General features: G+C 68.6%; 22 protein-coding genes and 1 pseudogene. 12 read left to right on the plus strand and 11 right to left on the minus strand.

Annotated elements, in window-relative coordinates:
• Window positions 1–96: 96 nt before the first annotated feature.
• Window positions 97–495, minus strand: coding sequence for a DUF4870 family protein (locus CSEG_RS02860; RefSeq protein WP_013077758.1), 399 nt, complete (start codon window positions 493–495; stop codon window positions 97–99).
• Window positions 496–497: 2 nt separating this feature from the next.
• A complete protein-coding gene (locus tag CSEG_RS02865; protein ID WP_227878879.1) occupies window positions 498–815 on the minus strand; it encodes a DUF4870 family protein in 318 nt (105 codons plus the stop codon).
• 283 nt (window positions 816–1098) lie between these two features.
• Between CSEG_RS02865 and CSEG_RS02870 the strand changes: the two genes are divergently transcribed.
• Entirely contained in the window at window positions 1099–1635 is a 537-nt protein-coding gene (locus CSEG_RS02870) for a fasciclin domain-containing protein (protein WP_013077760.1), read from the plus strand.
• A 70-nt stretch (window positions 1636–1705) separates the two neighbouring features.
• Here CSEG_RS02870 and CSEG_RS02875 read toward each other — a convergent pair whose 3' ends face one another.
• The 3 genes from CSEG_RS02875 to CSEG_RS02885 all read right to left on the minus strand — a co-directional run bounded on the left by CSEG_RS02875 (window position 1706) and on the right by CSEG_RS02885 (window position 3508).
• Complete coding sequence (locus CSEG_RS02875; protein WP_013077761.1) at window positions 1706–2254, minus strand: hypothetical protein; 549 nt, start codon at window positions 2252–2254, stop codon at window positions 1706–1708.
• A 65-nt stretch (window positions 2255–2319) separates the two neighbouring features.
• Entirely contained in the window at window positions 2320–2736 is a 417-nt protein-coding gene (folB, locus tag CSEG_RS02880) for a dihydroneopterin aldolase (RefSeq protein WP_013077762.1), read from the minus strand.
• 16 nt (window positions 2737–2752) lie between these two features.
• Window positions 2753–3508: an SDR family oxidoreductase gene (locus tag CSEG_RS02885; RefSeq protein WP_013077763.1), complete on the minus strand. Its 756-nt coding sequence runs from the start codon at window positions 3506–3508 to the stop codon at window positions 2753–2755.
• 179 nt (window positions 3509–3687) lie between these two features.
• On the opposite strand from CSEG_RS02885, the gene CSEG_RS02890 reads away from it, so the two are divergent.
• Both CSEG_RS02890 and CSEG_RS02895 read left to right on the plus strand, forming a co-directional pair.
• Window positions 3688–4158 carry an NUDIX domain-containing protein gene (locus tag CSEG_RS02890; protein WP_013077764.1) on the plus strand — a complete coding sequence of 157 codons (471 nt, stop codon included), beginning with the start codon at window positions 3688–3690 and terminating at the stop codon, window positions 4156–4158.
• A gap of 246 nt (window positions 4159–4404) precedes the next feature.
• Window positions 4405–5844, plus strand: a complete 1440-nt coding sequence (locus CSEG_RS02895; RefSeq protein ID WP_013077765.1) for an aldehyde dehydrogenase family protein — start codon at window positions 4405–4407, stop codon at window positions 5842–5844.
• Between the two features lie 60 nt (window positions 5845–5904).
• Here the strand turns inward: CSEG_RS02895 and CSEG_RS21830 are convergent, their stop codons facing one another.
• Complete coding sequence (locus CSEG_RS21830; protein ID WP_013077766.1) at window positions 5905–6618, minus strand: DUF4145 domain-containing protein; 714 nt, start codon at window positions 6616–6618, stop codon at window positions 5905–5907.
• Between the two features lie 375 nt (window positions 6619–6993).
• Complete coding sequence (locus CSEG_RS02900) at window positions 6994–7506, minus strand: hypothetical protein (protein ID WP_013077767.1); 513 nt, start codon at window positions 7504–7506, stop codon at window positions 6994–6996.
• Window positions 7507–7637: 131 nt separating this feature from the next.
• On the opposite strand from CSEG_RS02900, the gene CSEG_RS02905 reads away from it, so the two are divergent.
• From CSEG_RS02905 to CSEG_RS02925, 7 genes and pseudogenes are all read left to right on the plus strand, one after another.
• Window positions 7638–7817, plus strand: a complete 180-nt coding sequence (locus CSEG_RS02905) for a hypothetical protein (RefSeq protein ID WP_013077768.1) — start codon at window positions 7638–7640, stop codon at window positions 7815–7817.
• Window positions 7817–7999: a DUF3606 domain-containing protein gene (locus CSEG_RS02910; RefSeq protein WP_013077769.1), complete on the plus strand. Its 183-nt coding sequence runs from the start codon at window positions 7817–7819 to the stop codon at window positions 7997–7999. The genes CSEG_RS02905 and CSEG_RS02910 overlap by 1 nt, the downstream gene beginning before the upstream one ends.
• Window positions 8000–8056: 57 nt before the next feature.
• Entirely contained in the window at window positions 8057–8230 is a 174-nt protein-coding gene (locus tag CSEG_RS21835) for a DUF3606 domain-containing protein (protein WP_013077770.1), read from the plus strand.
• A gap of 39 nt (window positions 8231–8269) precedes the next feature.
• Window positions 8270–8343: pseudogene (locus tag CSEG_RS23675) on the plus strand (hypothetical protein); the annotation flags it as partial.
• A 643-nt stretch (window positions 8344–8986) separates the two neighbouring features.
• Complete coding sequence (locus CSEG_RS02915) at window positions 8987–10522, plus strand: class I SAM-dependent methyltransferase (RefSeq protein ID WP_013077771.1); 1536 nt, start codon at window positions 8987–8989, stop codon at window positions 10520–10522.
• Between the two features lie 98 nt (window positions 10523–10620).
• Window positions 10621–10836 carry a hypothetical protein gene (locus CSEG_RS02920; RefSeq protein ID WP_013077772.1) on the plus strand — a complete coding sequence of 72 codons (216 nt, stop codon included), beginning with the start codon at window positions 10621–10623 and terminating at the stop codon, window positions 10834–10836.
• Between the two features lie 99 nt (window positions 10837–10935).
• Window positions 10936–12804 (plus strand): AMP-binding protein, encoded by a 1869-nt coding sequence (locus tag CSEG_RS02925; protein WP_013077773.1) that lies wholly within the window; start codon window positions 10936–10938, stop codon window positions 12802–12804.
• A 7-nt stretch (window positions 12805–12811) separates the two neighbouring features.
• Here CSEG_RS02925 and CSEG_RS02930 read toward each other — a convergent pair whose 3' ends face one another.
• Together CSEG_RS02930 and CSEG_RS02935 are read right to left on the minus strand one after the other, a co-directional pair.
• Window positions 12812–15229, minus strand: a complete 2418-nt coding sequence (locus tag CSEG_RS02930) for a M20/M25/M40 family metallo-hydrolase (protein WP_013077774.1) — start codon at window positions 15227–15229, stop codon at window positions 12812–12814.
• A 195-nt stretch (window positions 15230–15424) separates the two neighbouring features.
• Window positions 15425–17941 carry a TonB-dependent receptor gene (locus CSEG_RS02935; protein ID WP_013077775.1) on the minus strand — a complete coding sequence of 839 codons (2517 nt, stop codon included), beginning with the start codon at window positions 17939–17941 and terminating at the stop codon, window positions 15425–15427.
• Window positions 17942–18188: 247 nt separating this feature from the next.
• Here CSEG_RS02935 and CSEG_RS02940 point away from each other — a divergent pair, with 247 nt between their 5' ends.
• Window positions 18189–19637 (plus strand): protein adenylyltransferase SelO, encoded by a 1449-nt coding sequence (locus CSEG_RS02940; protein WP_013077776.1) that lies wholly within the window; start codon window positions 18189–18191, stop codon window positions 19635–19637.
• 90 nt (window positions 19638–19727) lie between these two features.
• A complete protein-coding gene (locus tag CSEG_RS02945; protein WP_013077777.1) occupies window positions 19728–19853 on the plus strand; it encodes a hypothetical protein in 126 nt (41 codons plus the stop codon).
• A 9-nt stretch (window positions 19854–19862) separates the two neighbouring features.
• Here CSEG_RS02945 and CSEG_RS02950 read toward each other — a convergent pair whose 3' ends face one another.
• Together CSEG_RS02950 and CSEG_RS02955 are read right to left on the minus strand one after the other, a co-directional pair.
• Entirely contained in the window at window positions 19863–20639 is a 777-nt protein-coding gene (locus CSEG_RS02950) for a polysaccharide deacetylase family protein (protein ID WP_013077778.1), read from the minus strand.
• A 7-nt stretch (window positions 20640–20646) separates the two neighbouring features.
• The gene (locus CSEG_RS02955) at window positions 20647–21477 is read right to left on the minus strand and encodes a glycosyltransferase family 2 protein (RefSeq protein ID WP_013077779.1); all 831 of its coding nucleotides are present in this window, start codon (window positions 21475–21477) and stop codon (window positions 20647–20649) included.
• Between the last annotated feature and the right edge of the window lie 51 nt (window positions 21478–21528).

A 21528-nucleotide genomic window follows, 5' to 3' on the forward strand; every position in this document is an offset into this window, starting at 1 on the left:
TGAAGCAGCGCGCCGAGGTCGAGAGGCGAGGCCCCCTCCGGTCGTCTCGCCAGGGCGGACGACCTTCGGGTGGGCGCCTTGGGCGAGCGGGCGCCTCTAAATCAGCCAGCTTTGCGGGCGCGGATAGGCCTCGCCACGCGACAGGTAGTAGATGCCGGCGATGCAGCGGGCGATGAACCACAGGCTGATACCGCCCATGATGACGCCGCCGAGCATCAGCATCGGGATGCCGATCAGCACCAGGCTCAGCGGAATGCCGATCAGGAACATGGCCAGGCCCAGCAGGAAGCCGGCGATCGACAGCCAGAAGCTGCGGATGGCGAAGGTGAAGTGGCTCTCGTTGATAGGGCCGGCGGCGTCGCGGCTGACATAGGCCACGATCAGGCCGACGATGAAGGTCAGGCCGTTGGTGAAGCCCAGCAGGTACAGGCCGTAGACGACGGCCGGCAGCAGCTTGTCCTCTTCGGCGCGCGGGGTGACGATGGTGTCGGTCATGGTTACAGCATCCAGCTCTTGGGCGTGGGATAGGGTTGGTTCTTAAACAGGTTGGACAGGCCGATGATCCCTCGGACGATGATCCACAGGCCGACCGCGACCATCAGGACCACGCCGACGCCGATCACGGTCAGCAGGCCGGAGACCACGGCGAACAGCAGGCCCAGCCAGAAGGTCCGGATCTGGAATTCGTAGTGGCTGGCCAGCCATTCGGGCGCGTCCTTGCGGCTGATATAGGCCAGGATCACGGCGATGACGCAGGTGAGGCCGCCGCTCGGCGGGCCCGCGATCAGCAAGGCGTAGCCGATGCCGGGAAGCATCTTGTCGTCCTGCAGCCGAGGCGGGACGGCGGGGTCTAAGGTGGGGTCTGACACGGTTTTGAGCCTAGAGATATCGTCGTTGGCCCAACGATCGCGCCGACGGGGGCGGGATGCAAATGAAGGTGGCGTCATGACGCCGTTTTCACCTTCCCGGTGAACATTACGAAAAAGTCATGTTCTTCGAACTCATCCGGTCGGGCCGCTTCGGCGTACCGCATGGTGACCGCGCGCCGTCGACTTTCTCCCCACCCATCTCCCCCCAATTCGATGGAAGGTTCCAAAGATGATGCGTTCGATCCTGCGCCGCACCGCGGTGCTGGCGCTCGCCGCCACGGCTGTGTCCACCCCCGCCTTCGCCGACCACCACGGCGCCAAGCCCAACATCGTCGGCGTCGCCGCCGGCAATGCGGACTTCTCGACCCTGGTCACGGCGGTCAAGGCCGCCGGGCTCGTCGACACCCTGTCGGGCGCCGGCCCGTTCACGGTGTTCGCCCCGACCAACGCCGCCTTCGGCAAGCTGCCGGCCGGCACGGTCGAGACCCTGGTCAAGCCTGAGAACAAGGCGACCCTGACCAAGATCCTCACCTGCCACGTCGTGGCCGGCAAGGTGGTCGCCAAGGACCTGCTGGCGGCCATCACGGCCAATGGCGGGGCCTACACGATCAAGACCGTCGGCGGCTGCCAGTTCAAGGCGGCGGTCGAGGGCGGCAAGGTCGTGATCACCGACGAGAAGGGCGGCAAGAGCACCGTCGCCGCCACCGACGTCGGGGCCAGCAACGGCGTGATCCACGTGATCGACAGCGTGCTGATGCCGCGCTGATCGAGACGTCTCTTTCCCTCCGCTTACCTGCGCACGCCCCGGCCGATGGTCGGGGCGTTTTCTTTTGGCGTCAGGGCAGCAGGTCGGCGGGCGGATCGTGCGGGTCGAAGGCGCGACCGGCGCCGATCCAGGGCAGGGCCGCCGTCAGCAGCAGGAGCACGAAGACCATGCGCGCGGTCATGTCGACGCCCACGGCGGCCATGCCCGCGCTCAGCGAGAAGACCAGGGTCGCCGCCGCGCCAAAGGCGGTCAGGGCGATCATGCCGGTCAGCGCCGCCCGCGCCTCGAGCCGTGCGACGCCGAAGCGGGCCCGGGGCGAGAGATCCGCACCCACGGCCGCCACGGCCCGCGCCAGGGTCGAGAAGCTGGGCAGCCGGTCCTCGAACCGGCCGGGCGCCTGATAGCTCTGCGAGACGATGACGATCCGCCGCCGGCCGAAGGTCAGCAGCAGGCTGCGTCGGCGACCGTCTGGGCCCACGGCCAGGCGGTAGCGGGTCAGGCCGGTGAGCGGAAACTGACGCTGGGCCTTGCCGCGCGTCTCCACCAGGGTCCCGGCCTCCAGCGTCCAGACCGTCTCGGGCTGGAGGGGAGAGAGCCGGGCGCCGTGGCGGATGCTCATCGGGCTTTCCTTAAGTTGGAACGCGTTCGAGCGGTTTAACCGCGCACACTTAAACCTAACGCGTTCTAGGCCCGGACGGCGGTGATCTCGACCCCGGCGGCGGCGGCGTGCGGGGCGAGCGCCAGGGGCTTTTCGACCCGCACGCGGGCGCGGGTGACGCGCGGGTCGGTGAAGCAGGCCTGGGCCAGGCGCTCGGCGAAGGTCTCGACCAGGTCGATATGACCCTCGGCGACGATGGCGCGGGCGGCCTCGCCGACCATTTCGTAGTTCACGGTGTCGGGTAGGCGCTCGCAGTGGCTGGCGGCCACGTCCAGCTCGACATCGACGACCAGCGGCTGCATGCGGCCATGCTCGTGGTCATAGACGCCGATCTGGGCCTCGACCTTCAGGCCGCGCACGAAGACCTTGGTCACGATCACGCGCGCGAGGTCCTTGGCCAGATCCTGGGCGGGAGCGGTGTCGGGGAGCGGAGCTGCGGCCAAGGGGCGGCCTCTCTGGTTACGGAGCGACGATGTCGGGCGTCTTCCAGCCCAGGTGCTGGCCGCCGTCCACGGCGATCATCTGGCCCGTGACCGACGTGGCGTCAATGAGATAGCGCAGCGCGGCGGCGACCTCTTCGGGCGTGGCGCGGCGTTGCAACAGCACGCCGGCGGCCTCGGCCTCGAACTCGCCGGGTGCCTGGTGGACCGACGGCAGCACCGGTCCGGGGCCGATGGCGTTGACCCGGATCCGCGGCGCCAGGGCCTGGGCCAGGGTCTGGGTCGCCCACCACAGGCCCGCCTTCGACAGGCTGTAGCTGAAGAACTGCGGGTTGGGCCGCCAGACGCGCTGGTCGACGATGTTGACCACCAGGCCCGTCCGATCCGCCGGCAGGGCGGCGGCGAAGGCTTCGGCCAGCACCAGCGGCGCGCGCAGGTTGGTTTCGAGGTGGAGGTCCCAGGTTGGGCGGGACAGGTCGCCCACGCGGTCGTCCTCGAAGGCCGAGGCGCTGTTGACCAGCAGGGTGACGGGGCCGAGCGCGTCGGTCGCCTGGGCGATCAGGCTGGCGGTCTCGGCTTCTTGGGAAAGGTCTGCGCGGACCAGGGCGGCGCGCGCGCCCAGCGCCCGCACGTCGGCGGCCGTCTCTTCGGCCTCGTCGGTCGAGGCGCGGCAGTGGATGGCGACGTCGTAGCCGGCGCGGGCGGCCTCAAGGGCCAGGGCCCGGCCGATCCGACGCCCCGCGCCGGTGACCAGGGCCGCGCCGCGCGCGCTCATCGTCGGGCTCAGTCGATGCGGCCGAACTCGGACAGGTTCAGCGTGCAGACGATGGCCAGGAAGATGGCGATGACGAGGATCGCGAGCATGGCGCGGCTCCGAGAGAGAAAGACGTTGGGGTTCGGCTTTAGCGGTCGCGGGGACTGACCGCAAGCGCGGCGCGCGCTACTACCTAAGCCATGCTCTGGCGCCGCCGCATCGAACCGTTCACGAGACCCCTGGTCTACGCCTTCTTCCGCTTCAAGCGGGGACTGACCCTGGGCGTGCGGGCGGTGGTGACGGACGAAGCCGGCAAGGTCCTGCTGCTGCAGCACACCTATGTCCACGGCTGGTACCTGCCCGGCGGCGGGGTCGAGCGCGGCGAGACGGCCGAGCTGGCCGTGGTCCGCGAACTGCAGGAGGAGGCCGGCGTTCGCGCCCTGTCGCGTCCCCGCCTGGTCAGCGCCCACAGCAACGAGGTCCTGCACCCCGGCGACCACGTCCTGGTCTACCGGATCGAGGCCTGGGAGACCTGCGCCTCCAACGCCGCCGGCGAGATCCACGCGGTCGGCTGGTTCGACCCCCACGACCTGCCGGAGGAAACCACGCGCGCCACCCGCCGCCGCATCGCCGAGGCGCTGCATGGGGAAGAGCCGGACGCGATGTGGTGACGCGCCCCTAGCGCCCCCTCCGTCTCGTCGCCTCGCGGCGCCGATCCGCCTCCCCCGTTGCACGGGGGAGGATGCCGTCATCCTCACCCGCGAAGCGGGGGAGGTGGCGCGATGCGTAGCATCGTGACGGAGGGGGCGCTCGTTACCCCCTTCACACCTGATCGCCGATCACATTAAATGCTTGTTTGAAACCGTCCGCCGTTTCTTCCAACGAGAGCGGGCGATCCCAACGGGCAGGAGAACGTCATGCGTGACTACACCAAGTTCTACATCGACGGCGCCTGGGTCGATCCCGCCCAGCAGAAGACCCTGGACGTCATCAACCCGGCCACCGAGGCCGTGGCCGGCGTGATCTCGATGGGGTCGGCCGCCGACGTCGACAAGGCCGTGCGCGCCGCCCGCAAGGCGTTCGCGACCTTCTCCCAGACCAGCCGCGAGGAGCGGATCGACCTGCTCGAGCGGATCATCGCCGAGTACCAGAAGCGCTTCGAGGACATGGCCAAGGCCATCACCGAGGAGATGGGCGCCCCCGCCTGGCTGGCCCAGCGCGCCCAGGCGGCCATGGGCATCGGCCACGTCCAGACGGCGATGGCCGTGCTCAAGGACTACAAGTTCGAGGAAGACCGCGGCACGACCCGCATCGTCAAGGAGCCGATCGGCGTCTGCGCCTTCATCACGCCGTGGAACTGGCCGGTGAACCAGATCGCCTGCAAGGTCGGTCCGGCCCTGGCCACCGGCTGCACCATGGTGCTGAAGCCCTCGGAAATCGCGCCGTTCAGCGGCTACATCTGGACCGAGATCCTGCACGCCGCCGGCGTTCCGGCCGGGGTCTTCAACCTGGTCAACGGCGACGGTCCCACGGTCGGCGCGGCGCTCTCCAGCCATCCTGAAGTCGACATGGTCTCGTTCACCGGCTCGACCCGCGCCGGGATCGAGGTGGCCAAGAACGCCGCCCCGACCGTCAAGCGCGTCCACCAGGAGCTGGGCGGCAAGAGCCCCAACATCATCCTCGACGACGCCGACTTCCAGAAGGCCGTCGGCGGCGGCGTGGCCTCGGTGATGCTGAACTCGGGCCAGTCGTGCAACGCCCCGACCCGCATGCTGGTCCCCGGCAAGCGCATGGACGAGGTGATCGCCATCGCCAAGGCCGCCGCCGAGGCCCACACGGTCGGCGACCCGAACGGCAACCACAAGATGGGCCCGGTCGTCTCCGAGACCCAGTGGAACAAGATCCAGGGCCTGATCCAGAAAGGGATCGACGAGGGCGCCACCCTGGTCACCGGCGGCCCCGGCCGTCCCGAGGGCCTGGACAAGGGCTACTATGTGAAGCCCACCGTCTTCGCCAACGTCACCAACGACATGACCATCGCCAAGGAGGAGATCTTCGGCCCGGTGGTCTCGATCCTGGGCTACGACACGGTCGAGGAAGCCGTCACCGTCGGCAACGACACCGAGTACGGCCTGGCGGCCTATGTCTCGGGCGGCGACCAGGGCGAGGTCCGGAAAGTGGCTTCGAAGCTGCGCGCCGGCCAGGTGAACCTGAACGGCGCCAGCCCCGACCTGATGGCCCCGTTCGGCGGCTACAAAATGAGCGGCAACGGCCGCGAGTGGGGCGACCACGCGTTCGGCGAGTTCCTGGAGACCAAGGCGATCCTCGGCTACTCGGCGAAGGTGGCGGCGGAGTAGGGGGCTGGCTCTGCGCTAGCGGGAATTGGAGAGGGCGGGGCCGGGAGGCTCCGCCTTTTTCTATTGAGGTTCTCTTTCCGCCCCGTCGTCTTCAGTCTCTTCGGAAGTTTCAATTCTACGCCGGGCAGCGATCATGCCGGGAAGCGAGAAAAGGTAGCGTAGAACGGCGTCGACAAAGTCATGCGCAGCCTGAGCATCATCAGTATTGCATCCATCGAGATCATGAGCGCCGTCATTTCCAATAACGCGAACTTCGTGGGCCCACTCGGCTAAGCTAAGCGGTATTTCATGATCTGATGCTAACTTATCGACCTTCTTGTAGAGGTCACCTTTTAAGTCGGGAAATCGAATCTTTAGGCCGAGATCAAGTGCGCGCCGAAACATTGTGGCTGCGGGTTCTTCGCACCCTGGTAGGGCCAAATTTGTCTCACCTTGTACAAAGGCTTTTTCGACAGATTTTGGGAGAAATTCAGGTATCCTTGGCGGCTGAACTCTAGGCCAAAATTCAAGCAAATCCCATAATAGATTGGGGAGGGAATCGTGGGCCTTGGGAAGGCTTTCCACTATCGCTGAAACGCTGTGGCCGGATAGATTTTTTTTATACTGTATTGTAGCTGAGGCGGTTTTTTGGCAGTTTGGACACTCAAGTCCTATGCTAACGATAGGTTTCGCAACTTCTGTGTTTGGCAAGTATGGGCGTGGTTTCCCCCCAATAATCGCAAAGCCTACCTTTGCTGTTGTGCAATGAGGGCAGTCGTGGATGAGAACGGCCATATTTGCTCCAGAAATTCATTGGTTCAAACACGAACTTGCAGCGCCGGGCCCACTAGGGTCAGACCCAACCTTACATCTCTTGGAGGCAGCAGCGTGCCGGACTGACCAGGTCAGTCAAGGACCGCCCTCTGGGCGGCCGCTCCGCGGCGGCGAAGCCGTCCTTGAGTGACCTGGACAGCCCGGCGATCGTCTCGCCGTGAGATGTAAGGATGGCTCCCTTCCCGGGCGGGAAGGGGTCTCAACACACCCAAACACCCTCGTCATCCCGGCCGTAGCGCGCGGCGCGGAGAGCCGGGACCCAGGGGCCGCCGCCCCGCCGTTCGCCCCTGGGTCCCGGGTCGGCTTCGCCGCCCGGGATGACGACAGGTTTGAGGTCTAGTTCATGCTTTCGGGCGGCGGCGGAACCGGCGAGGGGAGGGGCACGTCCTGGTCGGCATAGGCCGTCATCATGGTCCCCTTCTTGATCGAGACGTCCTTGCCCTTGATGAACGGAGCGGCAGGCCAGAACAGGATCACGGTCGCCACCGTGGCCCCGACGCGGGTCTCGCCCTTGGCGCCCTTGTTGGCGCGCAGCCGGACGCGGTCGTCGCCGACCTTCAGGTACAGCAGCCGGATATTCAGCTTGCCGTTCTTGCCCAGCATGCCGTTGTCGCGCGCCTCGACCACCTCGCCGACGCCGCGATAGCCGGCGCGCAGCACCGTGCCGTCGGACAGCTTGACGTCGTCGTCCAGGCTGATCGTGAAGCGGTCGCCCTCCTGGGCGGTCGAGCTGGAGAGCGCGTCCTCCACTCGGATCTGGAACTCGGTTCCCTCGGAAACGACAGGCCCGGCGAAGGCAGGGCTAGCCAGCAGGGCCGTGACGAGGCCCAGAGCCGTGATGGTCTTCATGTCAGTGTATCCCCCCAAAGTTGCGGGGGAGGCTATGGCCTAGCTATCCGGGCGTCCAGGCCTGGCGTATGCGGTCTTGGGTATCGCGCGGGCCCCTCCCTCTCCTTACGGAAGAGGGATATGATCCCCCCATGACCTCAGACGCCCCGCCCCTCGAAGCCCCGCCCGAAGAGACCCCGATGCAGCGCGCGCTGCGGCTCAAGCAGGCGGCGCTGGATGGGCGGCCCAAGCCGCCGCGGGGCGGCAAGTTCCAGCGCCAGCAGGCGGCGCGGGTCGCGACGGGCGCGTCCAAGCCGTGGATGAGCCGCTGATGGCCGGCCTCAAGGACAAGCGCGGCTTCATCGACAAGGACCGCCTGGATCTCTCCGAGCGCCAGGCCGTCGAGTACTGGATGAAGCGCTGGGGCGTGACCCGCGAGCAGATCACCGCCGCCCACCGCAAGGTCGGCAAGATGACCAAGGACATCGCCGCCGAGCTCGGCAAGAAGCGCTGAGGCGCGAGGCGGAACTCCTGGGTCTCTCACGGCTTCGACTCCGTGAAGGAGACCGCCATGTCCGACGACCACCCCCATCCCGCCACCCCTCGGATCGACGTCCGGGAGCCGGAGGCGGTGCGCTACTGGACCGAGATGCTGGGCGTCACCGAGGAAGTCCTGAACGAAGCCGTCGACCATGCCGGGTCCGGCGAGGAAGAGGTGCGGAAGTATATCGGCAGCCATAGCTGAAGCGCCGCGGGCCCCCACCTGACCACGCTCCGCGTGGTCGTCCGCCCCCGGAGGGGGCGGAAGGAAGCGCCCTTCTTCCCCCTCCGGGGGAGGAGCGCGTCAGCGCGGAGGGGGCAAGTACGAGCATTCGCGGCGCTCCATCATCCGCGTATCCGGAATAGAACCGAACGATTTCAAGCACTTCCCACTTTTACACGCCGCTGGATCATCCGCGTTGAATCGCCGCCCATACTTGTCCTCACCCGATGGCTTGGAAGGGACGTCCGGCCGGCGATCGTGACGGCTGTCGGGGGTGGTCGAGCGGGATCTAGGTTCGGGCTGAAATCGCCCGGACGGTCCGGGGACCGGGTCGCCAGCCCGGCCCGCCCGCCGGGGGCCTCTTTCGGAAGCGGGTTAAAACCCCGCGCGTCGAGGGCTCACCGGATAACGATCGCGCGGAGCGTCGGGCTTCGTCGAAACGGTATTACTCAATCTTCTCCGGACGGACGTCCGGCGCTCCGCGTCCCCTTCCTAACCTTCAGCGGCAAGCCGCGTGAAGCCGATCCCTCATGTTCCCTCCCCCTTGATGGGGGAGGGTAGGGTGGGGGTGAAAACGGCGATCGAGGCCGCGCGCCACCGCCACCTCACCAGTCACCCCATCCCCAACCCTTCCCCATCAAGGGGAAGGGAGAGCGGAGGTGACATAACGCCGCTCTTTCACCCCCTTGCCGCCGCACCGTCCCCGGCCCACCGTGGGCTGACTCGGGGAGGGCACGGATGAACGAGGACTGGAGCGCCGGCTATGTGGTCGAGACGGGCTACACCTATGGCGCCTATCCGGAGCTGAACCCGGTCCGGGCGGCCTTTCCGCTGCTGCTGAAGGGCCTGCGGGCGCCGAAGATCGAGACGGCTTGCGAGCTGGGCTTCGGCCAGGGCTGCTCGGCGGCGCTGCACGCGGCGACCCAGGCCGACATCGACTGGTGGGGCTGCGACTTCGCGCCGGCCCAGGCGGTGTTCGCCCGCGACCTGGTCGCCGCCAGCGGGGCCAAGGCCCACTTCACCGACGACGCCTTCGACGAGTTCGCCGAGCGGCCGGGCCTGCCGGAGTTCGACTTCGTGGCCCTTCACGGGGTGTGGAGCTGGGTCAACGACGCGGCGCGGGAGAAGATCGTCGGGTTCCTGCGCCGCAAGCTGAAGCCCGGCGGCCTCGTCTACATCTCCTACAACACCCAGCCGGGCTGGGCGATGGCGGGGCCGCTGCGCCACCTGATGAAGCGCCACGCCGAGACGCTGGGCGCGCCGGGCTTGGGCCCCGCCGCCAATCTCGACGCCGCGCTGCTGACCATGCAGCGCTTCTTCGCCGAGGATCCGGTCTATTCGCGGATCAATCCCGGCGTCATCGACCGGCTGGAGGGCCTGCTCAAGCAGGACCGCGCCTACATGGTCCACGAGTACATGAACCGCGACTGGCATCCGATGTGGTTCGCCGACGTCGAGGCGCGGCTGTCGGGGGCCAAGCTGTCGTTCGCGACCTCGGCCTATATGCCCGACCAGGTCGAGGAGCTGAACGTCTCGCCCGGCATGGCCAGCTTCCTGCGCGAGCTGCCCGACCCGTCGCTGCGCGAAACGTTCCGCGACTTCGCCGTCCAGGCCCAGTTCCGGCGCGACTACTGGCTGCGCGGGCTCTCGCCGCTGGCGCCCGCCGACCAGCGCCGGGCCCTGCGCGACCAGCGCGTGGTGATGGCCAAGCCCGCCGGCCAGCCGCTGGAGAAGGCGCGCGGGACCTTCGCCGAGGTGGCCCTGGGCGGGCCGCTGTACGACGTGATCCTCGAGACCCTGGGCGATGGCCAGGCGCGCCCGATCGGCGAGCTGGAGGCGGTCGCGCCCGAGGGCACGGCCTTTGGCCAGCTCACCACGGCCATCGCGCTGCTGATGGCCCAGGGCGTGGTGGCCTCGGCGCAGGGGGCCGAGACGGCGGCGCGCGGGGCCGGGACGGCGCGGTCCCTGAACCTGGAGCTGGCGCGCCGGGCCGCCGAGGCGACGGACCTCGGCTTCCTGGCCTCGCCGGTGACGGGCGGGTCGGTTTCCGCCCAGCGGTTCCACCAGCTGTTCTGGCTGGCGCGGGAGCGGGACGGCGGCGGGCCGAATGACTGGGCGGCCTTCGCGGCGCGGACCCTGGCCGAGCAGGGCCAGGCGCTGGTCTCGGGCGGCGCGCCCCTGCCGGCCGAGGCCGCGAAGGCGGCGCTGGAGGCCCAGGCGGCCGTCTTCGCCGACACCGTGCTGCCATGCTGGCGGGGTCTGGGCGTCGCCTAGATCGGACAGAACGTCGCAGGGACGGGCGGCGCGGCGCCTGTCATCGTCGAGACGTCTTCCGAGGGATTCGGAAGGCGCGCGCGGCGGGAGCGACCGGCATGGCGGGTCTGGACGTTGGTGGCGTAGAGCTTGAATTCCCCTGCCCCCGTTGCGGCGTCGCCGGGCGGGCGACGATCGAGACCGTGCGGTTCCTGCCGGTGATCGATTGCGGTTGCGGCGAGCGCTTCGGGGTCTGCCTGGAGACCTTCGCCCAGCAGGTCTCCGCCGTCGAGGCCGCCGCCCGGGCGGCGCGCAGGGTCCGGCGGCGGGCCTGAACGGGCTCGGAACGCGGCGCTCCCCCTACGTCAGTCTTGCCGCGCGAGCGGTTTGGGCTCACCGTCAACAGAACAATGATAACTTGAGGGAGTGAGACCATGACGCCGCCCGACGGCGGCTCGCCGGTGCGCGAGCCTTCCGCCGCTCCGTTCAAGCCGCTGCCGATGAAGGGCCCCGACGTCAGCGTCGAGCGCCGGGCCGACGGCTCGATCGTCATCACCTCGAACCATCCTCCCGGGGAAGGCCCCCGCTCGATCGCCCATCTGTTCGCGCAGAAGGCGGCCGAGCATCCCGAGCGGCCGTATCTGAAGCAGCGCGAACCCGGCCACGGCCCTTGGAGACAAGTGAGCTATGGCGATGCGCTGCGGCAGATCGAGGGGATCGGCCAGTGGCTGCTGGACCAGGGCCTGACGGCGGGCGACAGCGTCATGATCCTGTCGGCCAATTCGATCGAGCACGCCCTGATGACGCTGGGGGCCTACGCCGCCGGCGTCCCGGCCGCGCCGGTCAGCCCGGCCTACAGCCTGATCTCGACCGACCACGCCAAGCTCAAGCACTGCTTCGAGCGCGTGGCGCCGCGCGTCGTCTTCGCCCAGAGCGGCGCGATGTTCGCCAAGGCGCTGGAGACCCTGAAGGCGCTGGATCCGAGCCTGCTGATCGTCACCGCCGACGGAACGGGCGAGGGGGCGGTTCCCTACCAGGCGGTGGCCGCCACGCCGCCCGCTCCGGCGCTCAAGGCGGCGCTGGAGGGCGTCGGCCCCGCGACCGTGGCCAAGTACCTGTTCACCTCCGGCTCGACGGGCCTGCCCAAGGCCGTGCCCCAGACCCACGGCATGATGGCCGGGGTCATCGCCGGCCAGGAGGGCCTGCGCGCCGACGAGCCCGAGACCGACGACATTCCCCAGAGCCTGGAGTGGATGCCTTGGAGCCACATCTCGGCCGGCAACATCACCTTCAACGCCGTGATCTGGGGCGGCGGGACGCTGCACATCGACGAGGGCAAGCCGCTGCCGGGCATGTTCGAGACGACGATCAAGAACCTCTACGAGGTCTCGCCCGTCGTGTTCGGCTCGGCCCCGATCGCCTTCTCCATGCTGGCCGAGGCGATGGAGAAGGACCCGGAGCTGCGGCGATCGTTCTTCAAGAACCTGCGCTACATGGGCTATGGCGGCGCGACCCTGTCCAACGACGTCTATGAGCGCATCCAGGCCTTGGCCGTGGCCGAGACCGGCCACCGCATCCCGCTGACCACGATGTACGGCGCGACCGAGACGCAAGGCGTCACCGTCACCCACTGGATCACCGAGCGGGTCGGCCTGGTCGGGCTACCGCTGCCGGGCATCCAGCTGAAGCTGGCCCCCAGCGGGTCCAAGTACGAGGTGCGGGTCAAGGGGGCGACCGTGGCGGCCGGCTACCACAAGGACCCGGAGAAGACCGCCGCCGCCTTCGACGAGGAGGGCTTCTACCGCCTCGGCGACGCGGCGCGCTTCGTCGACCCGGAGGATCCCTCGAAGGGTCTCGTCTTCGACGGCCGGGTGACCGAGGACTTCAAGCTGGACACCGGCACCTGGGTCAGCGTCGGCGTGCTGCGGCCCGACCTCGTCGCCGCCTGCAGCCCCTACATCCACGACGCGGTGATCACCGGCCAGGACAAGCCATTCATCGGCGCGATGCTATGGCCCTCGCCCACGGGGTTGGCGGCCCTGGTCGCCGACCCGGGACCGGGCACGCCGCTGGAGAAGCTGGTGGCGATCCTCCGCGAGCGGCTGGGCGCCTTCAACGCCGGGGCCGGCGGGTCCTCGCGCCGCGTGGCCCGCTTCACGATCCTGACCGAACCACCGTCGATCGACGCCGGCGAGATCACCGACAAGGGCTACGTCAACCAGCGCGCGACGCTGGAGCGCCGGGCCGACCGGGTGGCGGCGCTCTACGCCAAGGAGCCGGGCGAGGGCGTCTTCGCGGTCTAGAGCGGGCTCACCAGCTCATCTGGCCTCGCACCAGCACCGCCGTCTTGTCCGACATGCCGAAGGCCATCAGGCCGGCGGGCTTGGGCGGCGGGGCCTTGGCCAGACGCGGCCAACCGTTGTGATACTCCAGCGCCGCCACCTCGACCTGGCCTGGGCCCGTCGTCGTGAAGCTGAGCGTGACGCCGCTGGCGTCCGGCGCGTGATAGGTCAGGACCGACCATTGCCCCGCCTCGGTCGTCAGGCTGATCGGTCGGCCGTTGAGGCGCGGCTGGCTGAGCGGACCATTGGGCTTGAGGCGCAGGCTGACCCACTCGGCGCCGGGCGCGGGGAGCAGCCGGATCAGCAGGCGGTCCTCGGCGCGGTCGATGGAGAGCTGCGGGACATCGACGGGCGCGGCCCGCGTCTCCGACATCCAGACAGGCTTTCGCCAGAACGGCGGCAGCGTCTTCCGAGCGGGTTGCGAGCCGCCGTCGTCGGGCAGGGCGGCCTTGGTCCAGGCGTCGAGGCGCGGCTGCTCGGCGACCCGCCAGGCCTTGCCGGTCGACAGGTCCGCGACATGCAGGGCGCTGGTCAGGGCGGGGCGCTGGGCGGACCCCTCCGCCAGCGCCGCGGCGGTGAGCAGGCCTCCTCCGCCCAGGGCCAGGACGAGGGCGGCGCGCCAGGCCCAACGGGTCGTGGCGAAGTCGTGCGTCAACGGCGAAAGCGCCGGCGCGGCGAGCATGGCGAACAGAGCCAGCACCGCTGGCTCCTGCAGGCCAAGCCCCGCGAAGGTGAAGGCGGCCCAGGCGGTGAGCTGGGCGAGGACCACGATGGCGAGCGCGCCGATCAGGCCGGTCAGGGCCAGGGCCACGCGCTTGTCCCGCGTCCCGCCGATCCCGATCACGAGCGCCACGCCGAACGCCGCGATCAGCAGCGGCCAGGTCAGCATCACGGTCGCGCCCGGCGCCAGGATCTGCGCGGCGAGCGCCAGGACGAGCAACACGACCAGCGCGCCGATCCACCCGCCCAGGGCGTCGGTCCGATAGCCCAGGGCGAGCGCGGCCAGCAGGGCGGTGGCGACGCCGAGACCAAGGCCCATGGGATCGAAGCCGCCGACGAGGCTGCCGGCCCCGCCCAGGACCAGGGCGACGACGCACGGGATGATCCGGCTCGCGCCCCGCGCCATGGCGGTGGCGACGCCCAGGGCCGCGGCGATCGCCAGCAGGGCGGCGCCCCACAGCAGCTGGTCGAAGCCGATCAACAGGGCGTAGTAGCGTTGGATGTCGCGAACCATCAGCAGCCGGCCGGCCAGGTGAAGGATCAGGGCGGCGGTCGTCGCCACCAGCAGCAGGCCCGCCGCGCCGCGAGCGATCTCCCAGCCGCCGGCGGCGCCGAGGCTCAAGGCGCGCCAGGCCGCGAAGAGGGTCAGCAGGGCGGCGACGCCCAGCAGGACCCAGCCGACGATTGGCGGATAGCTGACCATGAAGAGGCCCAGCACGTCCGAATAGATCGCGTCGGGCGCTGGCGGCGGCAGCGCGGTCGCGTCGGCCAAGGCGCGGATGGTGGGCAACACCTGGTCGCCGACATGCTGCAGGCTGCCCTTCTCCAGATGATCCGCGCGGGCCAGAGGCGTGTGATAGGCGAGCTGGTCGTCGATGAAGGCCAGGTTGAGGCCAGGCAGGCCCTTACGCACCGCATGCGTGAAGTCGGTGTCGTTGGGCATCTTCGCATAGACCGTCGACGCCAGGGAGTTGGCCGAAGGACCTTTGGCGGCGCGCGCGTAGAGGCTGATCAGCGCTCCGTTGCCGGGCCCCGTCTGGAACATCGCCGCCCGCCCCGCGTCGCCTCGCGCCTCGAGATTGACGACGAGGCCAACGCGCTCGGCCAAGGGCGCGCGGGCGAAGAAGGCGTCCGCGCCCAGCAGGCCGGCCTCCTCGGCGTCGGTGAACAGGAAGATCACGTCGCGCTTGGCGGGGCCGCCGGCCTTCAGGGCGCGCGCGATCTCGAGAGCCGCGGCGACGCCGGCCGCGTCGTCGGCGGCGCCGGGCGAGTTGTGGACCGAGTCATAGTGGCTCATGACCAGCACGGCGGGCAGGTCGCGCTGGGTCCCGGGCAGCACGCCGGCCAGGTTCTGGACCGAGGCGACGGTCAGAGACCGGGGATTTTGGGCGCTGGCGTAGAAGCCCTGGTCGGGGCGAACGGAGACCTCCAGCCCCAGTTCGCTCATCCGTGTCAGCAGATGGTCTCGAACCTTGGCGATCTGGGCCGAGCCGGTGGGGTGGGGCGCTTGGGCCAGGGCGGTGACGTCCGCCATCGCGCGCTGGGCCGAAAAGGCGGTGGGCTGCGCGTCAACGGGCAGCGGGGCTGGCGTCCGCAGGCTCCACGCGCCGAGCGCCAGACCGATCACGAGGCAGATCCAGACTCCGAGGAAGCGGATCGTCTTCATGTTGGCGGTCTCCCGGCGTGAACCCATACCCCCGAGCCATGCTGGGGTGATGCGCCGTGCTCTGGAAGCCCCGAAAGTCGAAAAGGCGAGAAAGTCGGCGAGATGAAACGGAAAAGGGCGACCCGGTCTCCCGGATCGCCCTTCCTCTTCCGAAAGCCCTCGGGTCCTTGTCGGCCCGAGGGTTCCCCCTCCCGGTCAGAACTTCGAGCGCAGGGTCAGGCCATAGGTCCGCGGCGCGCCCAGGAACGCGTCGTAGGTGATGGTGTCCAGCGCCGCATTGTAGGTCTTCTGCGTCGCGCTGAGGCCCGAGGAGCCCTGCAGCGGGCCGTTGAAGGCGACCTGCATGTACTTTTCGTTCAGCAGGTTCTGAGCCCACAGCTCCATGGTCCAGCGCTCGTCGGCCGAGCCCAGGCCCACGCGTCCGTTCACGACGGTGTACGATTTCTGAACCTTCGGCGGGAACAGGTCCGAGCCGGTGTTATACGACGACGAGTACTTCGCGCCGATGTTGAAGCGGGCCTTCATGTTGTCGCCGACGGGGGTCTCGTAGGTCAGCGAGCCCGAGGTCGAATACTTGGGCGCCAGCGACAGACGGCTGCCCGGGAGCAGCGCCAGGGCGTTGCCCGGATCGTTGGGGATCGGCTGGTCGCCGTACTTGGTCTCGGCGTAGGTGAAGCCGCTCTGCACGGTCAGGCCACGGACCGGCGTGAACCACAGGAAGTCGGCGTCGACGCCCTTTGACGTCACCTCGGGGATCGAGCGCACCACGAACGAGGTGCCCAGGAACGTGTTCAGCTGGAAGTCGGTGAACTTCTGATAGAAGCCGCTGATGTTCAGCAGCACCGTCCGGTTGAACAGGGTGTTCTTCAGGCCCAGCTCGTAGCTGTCGACGAACTCGGCCGGGAACGAGGTGTCGTAGATCGGCGTCACGCCCGTGCCGCCCGACGGCAGGCCGTTGGACGACTGGGTGCGGTCGAGGTTGAAGCCGCCGCCCTTGTAGCCGCGCGCGAACGACGCGTAGCTGAACACTTCGGGCGAGAAGCGGTACGAGGCCTTGACCGTGCCGCTCCACTCCTTGTCCGTCCGCTCCTGCTTCGTGCCGCGACCGTTGAACAGCGCGTTGGCCCAGGGCAGGCACAGGTTGCCGATGATCGTGCCGGTATTCGCCGCGCCGACGATGCTGGCGATCCGGGCCTGGCCGGCGGGCGTCAAGGCCGTGCCGCAGCCGACGCCGCCGTCGGTGTTGGTTTGGTAGGTGTCGAGCTTCTTCTTCTCGGACGTATAGCGCAGGCCGGCGGTGATCTCGAACGCGTCGGTCACGTGCCAGGTGTCGTTGGTGAACAGGGCCACGGTGGTGGCCCGCTGGTCATAGCGGTCGCGCAGGCCCTGGCCCGGCGCGAAGGACGTGTTGGGCGCGCGGTTCAGCAGCAGGGCGATGAAGTTGGCGACGCCCGCTGGGTTGGTGGCGGAACGCGACAGCAGGCGGCCCAGATACTGCTCGTAGTGATTGCCGAAGTAGAAGTTGGCTCGGTTCTCCAGGCGCTCGTCCGCCAGGAAGGCGCCGACTAGCCAGTCGAACTTGTCGCTGCGACCGGCCAGGCGCAGTTCCTGGGTATAGGTCGTGAATTCGGAATAGTTGGAGCCGTCCTTGTTGCGATAGGTGATGTCGGCCGTGCTGAAATCGGAGTCCTGGCCGTTGTCGGTGCGCCAGTTGCGGATGGCCGAGATGCTGGTCAGCGACCCGAAGGGCAGGTCGATGTCGCCTTGCAGCGAAATCCCCTTGTCCTCGATCTTCGCCGGCGCGCCGCGGTTGGAATAGGCGACGCGATCGAAGGGATCGGCGGTGGCGGCCACCGGGGTCGCCTGGCCGGACACCGCCGCCAGGATGGCCGAGGTCGGGCCGGTGCGGATCTGCACCGCGCCGCAGCAGTTCTCGTCCCGGCGGCTGTAGTCGGCGATCACGCGGAAGGTCGATTTGTCGTCCGGAATGAACAGCAGCTGGCCACGGACGGTATAGAAGTTCTGGTCGGCGTCCTGGTCGCGCTTGGATGGTCCCGCGCCGGTGACGACGTCGTTGTAGCCGTCACGCTGGCGAGCCGCGACATAGAGGCGGCCGGCCAGCTTGTCTTCGAACAGCGGACCGGTGACCGAGGCCGAGGCGCCCTTGGCGTCATAGTTGCCGAAGGTCAGCTCGGCGTTGGCGCCGAAGCCGAACTCGGGCTCCTTGGTCATCACGTTGATGACGCCGGCGGAGGTGTTCTTGCCGAACAGGGTGCCTTGCGGGCCCTTCAGGACCTCGATCCGCTCCATTTCGCCAAGGTCGCCGAAGCCGACGCCGTTGCGCGGGCGGTAGACGCCGTCGATCACCACGCCGACCGAGCTTTCGAGGCCGGGATTGTCGCCGACCGTGCCGACGCCGCGCACGCGGGCGGTGGTCGAGGCCTCGGAAGAGGTCGAGGTCACGGTGAGGCCCGGTGTCAGGATCGTCAGGTCCTTGATGTCCTTGACGCCGGTGTCTTGCAGCAGCTTGGCGCCGACGGCGGTCACCACGACCGGCACATCCTGCAGGTTCTGCTCCCGCTTCTGGGCGGTGACGATAATACTGTCTACGGTTTGAACGTCGCTCTCTTGAGCCTGTGCGGCGCTGGAGGCGCCAAGACCAACGAGGACGACAGCGGACGCAGTGCCGCAAAGCACCTGGGTGAAGCGCATTTCCTACCTCGGTTCGTTGGCCCGGAGACGCTTGCCCATCCCCAGGCTTGTTTTTCGTTGCTCCGCTCGAACGACCGTTCGAATGGATAGCCAAGGGTTAGGCGCCGTCGTTGTGTTCGGCAAGCAAAATCCCTTGTGACAAAAAGGCCTAGCGCCTTCTGTTGCTGGGATGTGACAACGTTCGTCGAGCGTCATGTACTTTCGAAGAAGGGTTGCGCGCCGGCTGTGTCGGCCTCATTTGGCGAGCATGTCCCTGTCGTCAGCCTACCGTCCCGACCCCCGTTTCCAGTCCCTGGGCGCCGATTTCGCCGATCCTGTCGAGGCGGCGGACTTCCCGCAGACGGTCCTCCGCTATCGGAACGACCGCGCGGCGGCCAGCGTGGGGCTCGACGGACTGACCGACGCAGCCTGGGTCCGTAATTTCGGCCGCTTCGCGCCGCTGCCGGACAATCAGCCAACGCCTTTGGCCATGCGTTATCACGGCCATCAGTTCCGCGTTTACAACCCCGATCTCGGCGATGGTCGAGGGTTCCTGTTCGCGCAGCTGCGCGAGGCCGGGACGGATCGTCTGCTCGACCTGGCCACCAAAGGTTCGGGGCGGACGCCGTGGTCGCGATCGGGCGACGGCCGACTGACCCTGAAGGGCGGGGTGCGCGAGGTCCTGGCGGCCGGCCTGCTGGAGGCGCTGGGCGCGCCCACCTCCCGAGCGTTCTCGCTGGTCGAGACCGGCGAGGCCCTGACCCGTGGCGACGAGCCCAGCCCCACGCGCTCGGCCGTGCTGACCCGGCTGTCCCATAGTCACATCCGATTCGGCACGTTCCAGCGGCTGGCCTATTTCGATCGCCGCGACCTGATCTCGGTCCTGATCGACCATGTCGTCGAGACCTACCACCCGCATCTGGGCGACGCGCCCGATCGTCCGGCGGCGCTGCTGGAGGCCGTGGTCGCCGCCAGCGCGCGTCTGCTGGCGCGCTGGATGGCGGCGGGCTTCGTGCATGGCGTGCTGAACACCGACAACATGGTCGTCACCGGCGAGAGCTTCGATTACGGCCCTTGGCGCTTCCTGCCGCGTAACGACCCGAACTTCGTCGCCGCCTATTTCGACCAGTCGGGCCTCTACAGTTTCGGACGCCAGCCGGAGGCGGTGTTCTGGAACCTGCAACAGCTTGCCGCCTGCCTGACGCTGGTGGGTGAGCAGGCCGGACTGCTGGCGGCGCTGAACGGTTTCTCGGACGCCTATCGGACGGCGCTGCGCGAGGCGATCCTGGATCGGCTTGGACTGGAGGGCCGCGGTCCCGACCATGACGTCGAGCTCGTCAACGCGGCTTTCCGCGCCCTGGCCGAGGGCGGCGAGGCGCTGCGTTGGGAGCCGTTCTTCTTCGACTGGTTCGGCGGCGAGGCGTCCGAGGCGCGTGCGCTCTCCGGCCCGAGAGCCGGACTCTATGACGGCGAGGCGTTCCGAGCCTTCCGCGCGCGCCTGGCCGACTACGCGCCGGACAGGCCCGAGCGCCTGGCCGACGCCGTGTTCCAGAAGCCGGAGCCGGAAGAGCTGATCATCGACGAGGTCGAAGCCCTCTGGGCGCCAATCGATCAGGCCGACGACTGGGGGCCGCTGAACGCCAAGCTTGACCGCATCGAAGCGACGCGGCGGGCCTATGGGCTGGGCGTCGCGCGTGGCGAAAAGGACGCCCTCTGAATTTTTCCGTTCGGGCGCGGAACAATCGTCAAGGTTCCGTCTTACTGTTCCGGCACAGTGCCACCGACGAACGCCGTGTGGAGATTCCCGATGCGCATCTTCCAACCCATCATGCTGGTTTGCGCCGTAGCCATGTCGTTCGTGGGAGCGCTCGGCCTGCCCGGGTGCGCCCGCGCGATCGGCGAGTGTCTCCGCGACCGGCCGGAACTGGCCTAGGCCCCCGCCTCAGGCGCTGAGCGCTTCTCGTTCCGGCGGAGCGGCCAGCATCAGATCCGCTCGCGCGTGGATCGGGAAGGCCGCCAGGAACTCATCCAAGAACGCCCAGGTCGCCGCATCGTGATCCAGATGATGGGTCAGGACGCCCATGGGCTCGTCCCACCGACCCGAAAGCCGGCGCTTGGCCATCAGGCGGCGCATCCGTGACAGGAAGCGCCAGCGCCCCCTGAACCGGCCGCCTCCCTTCCAGCGCAGCACGTCGAGGTGAGCGTCCAGGCGCATCGCGCCCTGGCCCGACTGGCGGTTCTCGTCGAAGGCCGAAATAGCGGTGATGGCCGAGCCGCCGACCGCCTCCAGAAGTTGCGGCGCGAGATTGTTCCAGGGCGGCACGAACAACGTCGGTCGGGCGCCCGCCCGATGGAACGCCATCACCGTAGCGCGCAACTGAGCGCCGACCCACTCGAGGCTGTCTTCGGCGACGATCTCGCCGAAGCCTCGCCCCGGCGGCTGGCGGTTGATGTGGTTGAACCCGTGGATGGCGATCTCCACCGCCGGCGCGGCCTCGACCCGTCGGACCAGCGCGGGGAGGTGCGGCCCGGCGATCGCGGCCAAGGTCAGCGGGGCGTTGTGGCGTCGCGACAGCTCCAGCAGTCGATCGAGCGCTTCGGTCGGCGCGCGCGCGTCATCGTCGCGCCACCACAGCAGGGGCGCGCGGCCGGCCCTCGCCCAGAGGCGCAGCTCTCGGCCCAGGATCAGACGAAAGACGAGGGGCGCTGAACTCCGCATGGGCGGCTTACTGGCTCGCCGCCTCAACGCGACGCAGGGGCAGCGGAGCCGACGACGGCAGGTCGGCGACATCCCGGGCCCGGCTACGCAGGATCTCGCGGGCGCGCAGGTTCGACAGGATCGGATAGAGGCCCGCCATCAGCGAGATCAGGAAGCCGAGGTCGCCTTCCCGATAGCCCTTGCGTGAGATGTAGCACTTGAGGAACCGGCGGACGCCGCGGAACGCGTCGTCCGCGACGCTCTTGATCTTGCCGCTGTCGGCCAGGTCCTGAGCGCGCAAGGCCGTGTAGCGGGACAGGCGGGCGAACATGTCGCCAATGTCCTCGTCGACCATGTGACGCAGGGGCTGGGTCAGGCGGCCGCCATAGACGCCATCGAGCTTGGCGCCGGGGTGCACGCGCTCGGACTTCCACGACTTGACGCCCAAGCGGAACAGGCGCGCCGCCGAGGACGTGCCGAACGAACCGCCCCAACCGTGACGAACCAACTGGTCGCCGATGTAGTTGTCGATCGGCACTTGATACCAGTCGGCCGCGCCGGCGCGGCCGATGGTTTCGCGCACTTCCTCAGCGAAGGCGGAGGTCACCCCTTCGTCGGCGTCCAGCTCCAGCACCCAGTCGCCTGTGCAGCGCGCCAGGCCGGCGTGCTTGCGCGCGCCCTCGATCGGGAAGATGCCTGAAATGACGCGGGCGCCGTATTGGCGCGCGATGGCCTCGGTGCCGTCGTTGCAGCGATCGGCGACGACGACGATCTCGTCGCAGAACGCCAGGGCCGCCAGGCAGGCGGGCAGACGCTGCTCCTCGTTGTGCACGCAGAGCAACGCGGAAAGCTTGGCCATCACTCGAAATCCCTGATCGAGCGTTCCGAGCCCCCGCGGCCGCTCTCACAG

This window comes from Caulobacter segnis ATCC 21756, assembly GCF_000092285.1.
Lineage (GTDB): Bacteria > Pseudomonadota > Alphaproteobacteria > Caulobacterales > Caulobacteraceae > Caulobacter > Caulobacter segnis.

What these genes read in the sequence shown, in the direction of transcription:
- CSEG_RS02860 (WP_013077758.1), bottom strand. Translation starts at nt 495, where the DNA reads ATGACCGACACCATCGTCACCCCGCGCGCCGAAGAGGACAAGCTGCTG.
- CSEG_RS02865 (WP_227878879.1), bottom strand. Translation starts at nt 815, where the DNA reads ATGCTTCCCGGCATCGGCTACGCCTTGCTGATCGCGGGCCCGCCGAGC.
- CSEG_RS02870 (WP_013077760.1), top strand. Translation starts at nt 1,099, where the DNA reads ATGATGCGTTCGATCCTGCGCCGCACCGCGGTGCTGGCGCTCGCCGCC.
- CSEG_RS02875 (WP_013077761.1), bottom strand. Translation starts at nt 2,254, where the DNA reads ATGAGCATCCGCCACGGCGCCCGGCTCTCTCCCCTCCAGCCCGAGACG.
- CSEG_RS02885 (WP_013077763.1), bottom strand. Translation starts at nt 3,508, where the DNA reads ATGAGCGCGCGCGGCGCGGCCCTGGTCACCGGCGCGGGGCGTCGGATC.
- CSEG_RS02890 (WP_013077764.1), top strand. Translation starts at nt 3,688, where the DNA reads ATGCTCTGGCGCCGCCGCATCGAACCGTTCACGAGACCCCTGGTCTAC.
- CSEG_RS02895 (WP_013077765.1), top strand. Translation starts at nt 4,405, where the DNA reads ATGCGTGACTACACCAAGTTCTACATCGACGGCGCCTGGGTCGATCCC.
- CSEG_RS21830 (WP_013077766.1), bottom strand. Translation starts at nt 6,618, where the DNA reads ATGGCCGTTCTCATCCACGACTGCCCTCATTGCACAACAGCAAAGGTA.
- CSEG_RS02900 (WP_013077767.1), bottom strand. Translation starts at nt 7,506, where the DNA reads ATGAAGACCATCACGGCTCTGGGCCTCGTCACGGCCCTGCTGGCTAGC.
- CSEG_RS02905 (WP_013077768.1), top strand. Translation starts at nt 7,638, where the DNA reads ATGACCTCAGACGCCCCGCCCCTCGAAGCCCCGCCCGAAGAGACCCCG.
- CSEG_RS02910 (WP_013077769.1), top strand. Translation starts at nt 7,817, where the DNA reads ATGGCCGGCCTCAAGGACAAGCGCGGCTTCATCGACAAGGACCGCCTG.
- CSEG_RS21835 (WP_013077770.1), top strand. Translation starts at nt 8,057, where the DNA reads ATGTCCGACGACCACCCCCATCCCGCCACCCCTCGGATCGACGTCCGG.
- CSEG_RS02915 (WP_013077771.1), top strand. Translation starts at nt 8,987, where the DNA reads ATGAACGAGGACTGGAGCGCCGGCTATGTGGTCGAGACGGGCTACACC.
- CSEG_RS02920 (WP_013077772.1), top strand. Translation starts at nt 10,621, where the DNA reads ATGGCGGGTCTGGACGTTGGTGGCGTAGAGCTTGAATTCCCCTGCCCC.
- CSEG_RS02925 (WP_013077773.1), top strand. Translation starts at nt 10,936, where the DNA reads ATGACGCCGCCCGACGGCGGCTCGCCGGTGCGCGAGCCTTCCGCCGCT.
- CSEG_RS02930 (WP_013077774.1), bottom strand. Translation starts at nt 15,229, where the DNA reads ATGAAGACGATCCGCTTCCTCGGAGTCTGGATCTGCCTCGTGATCGGT.
- CSEG_RS02935 (WP_013077775.1), bottom strand. Translation starts at nt 17,941, where the DNA reads ATGCGCTTCACCCAGGTGCTTTGCGGCACTGCGTCCGCTGTCGTCCTC.
- CSEG_RS02940 (WP_013077776.1), top strand. Translation starts at nt 18,189, where the DNA reads ATGTCCCTGTCGTCAGCCTACCGTCCCGACCCCCGTTTCCAGTCCCTG.
- CSEG_RS02945 (WP_013077777.1), top strand. Translation starts at nt 19,728, where the DNA reads ATGCGCATCTTCCAACCCATCATGCTGGTTTGCGCCGTAGCCATGTCG.
- CSEG_RS02950 (WP_013077778.1), bottom strand. Translation starts at nt 20,639, where the DNA reads ATGCGGAGTTCAGCGCCCCTCGTCTTTCGTCTGATCCTGGGCCGAGAG.
- CSEG_RS02955 (WP_013077779.1), bottom strand. Translation starts at nt 21,477, where the DNA reads ATGGCCAAGCTTTCCGCGTTGCTCTGCGTGCACAACGAGGAGCAGCGT.